Here is a 1,551-nt window from a genome sequence, read left to right as displayed (position 1 = left end):
CTAAAGTTTTTCTGGTTCTCTTTGTTCACAAAGAGAACAGTACCCTCCCGATAAGATACGAATAAACGAAAATTCAATAGTTAAAAGTAGTTAAAAATATGGGGAAATACGAGTTGCGGGAGGTAAAAAGTGAGCGTGAGTCTCGGGAATTTATTCGGATGGCCCGCGTGCTTTATCGGGACGACGCCATGTGGGTCGAGCCTTTGGAGTCCGATATCGCCGAAGTGTTCGATCCGTCCCGGAATCCGCTGTTTCAGGAAGGCGAGGCCATCCGGTGGACGTTGCACGACCGGGAAGCGGAGGGGAGAATCGTGGGTCGTATCGCTGCGTTTTACAATCGGGAGCTGAGCGACAGCGAACCTCAGCCGACCGGCGGATGCGGCTTTTTCGAGTGCATCGACGATCAGGAGGCTGCGGATATGCTGTTCGATGCTGCCCGGGAGTGGCTGGCGGCGCGGGGGATGGAGGCGATGGACGGGTCGATCAATTTCGGCGACCGGATGCGGTGGTGGGGCGTGCTGGTCGAGGGTTTTACCTTGCCGTTGTACGGGATGAACTACAATCTGCCGTACTATGGGCGGTTGTTCGAGACTTACGGTTTTCGGAACTATTTCGACCAGCATACCTATCTGAGGCCGCTGACCGTCAATGCGATGCCGGAAGCGTTGTACCAGAAGGCCGAACGGCTGTTCGCCAATCCGGATTACCGGTTCGAACCGGTCGATATGAGCGACAAGAAGAAGGTGGCGCGCGACCTGATGGCGGTCTATAACAGCGGTTGGGCACAGTTCTCGGGGGTGAAGCCGATGGATTTCGAACATGCGCTGGCGATGGTCAGGGCGATGGCTCCGATCGTGGATCCCGAGGTGCTCTATTTCGCGTTCTACAAGGAGCAGGCGATCGGCTTTTTCGTGATGGTGCCCGATCTGAACCTGCTGATCCGGGATTTTCACGGCCGGTTCGGGCTGTGGCAAAAACTCCGGCTGCTTTGGCGGCTGAAGGTCGGCCGGCGGAGGGGACGGCTGTTCGGTCTGGTGTTCGGGGTGGCGGCCGAGTTCCAGGGCAGGGGCGTCGAGGCGGGGATGATCCGCCGGTTCGAACAGTACGTCGAACGGTATCCGGATCGGTACAGCTCGTTGGAAATCGCCTGGATCGGCGACTTCAATCCCATGATGATGCGTGTGGTCGAGAGCTACGTGAGAGCGGAGAAATACAAGCGACATGTGACTTACCGCTATCTGTTCGACCGTAGCAAGCCGTTCGAACGTGCGCCGAAGCTGGGGCGGGCGAAAAAGTAAGGGTTGGAAATGGAGTTGCGGCGTGCGACGAAAGTAAGGATTGCGGAGCTTGAGGCGTAGCGTAGCTAACTAAAAGTTCTTTGGGTACCTTTCTTTCAACCGACGCTGCCAGTGAGGGCAATGCAAACGTAGTTTGCTGATTGCCGAACGGCGAGGAGGAAGGCGTAAGCCAACAAAGGTACGGTTCGAGGCGGGACAAAGCTCGACAGTCGCCCGCCCGCTTAAAAGGGCATATTCTGCCGGTTGGCGGTGA

1 protein-coding gene is annotated in these 1,551 nt (G+C 56.8%); it reads left to right on the top strand.

Annotated features, from left to right (window positions below):
- Positions 1-98 precede the first annotated feature (98 nt).
- On the top strand, positions 99-1,298 hold the full coding sequence (locus QZ292_RS10360) for a hypothetical protein (RefSeq protein WP_294601277.1): 1,200 nt from the start codon (positions 99-101) through the stop codon (positions 1,296-1,298).
- The last annotated feature ends 253 nt before the right edge of the window (positions 1,299-1,551 follow it).

The sequence above is a fragment of the uncultured Rikenella sp. genome, assembly GCF_910577125.1.
In the GTDB taxonomy this organism is placed as follows: Bacteria; Bacteroidota; Bacteroidia; order Bacteroidales; family Rikenellaceae; genus Rikenella.
The sequence above is the reverse complement of the archived record's forward strand: the minus strand, read 5'-3'. Positions and strand labels throughout refer to the sequence as shown.

What these genes read in the sequence shown, in the direction of transcription:
- QZ292_RS10360 (WP_294601277.1), top strand. Translation starts at nt 99, where the DNA reads ATGGGGAAATACGAGTTGCGGGAGGTAAAAAGTGAGCGTGAGTCTCGG.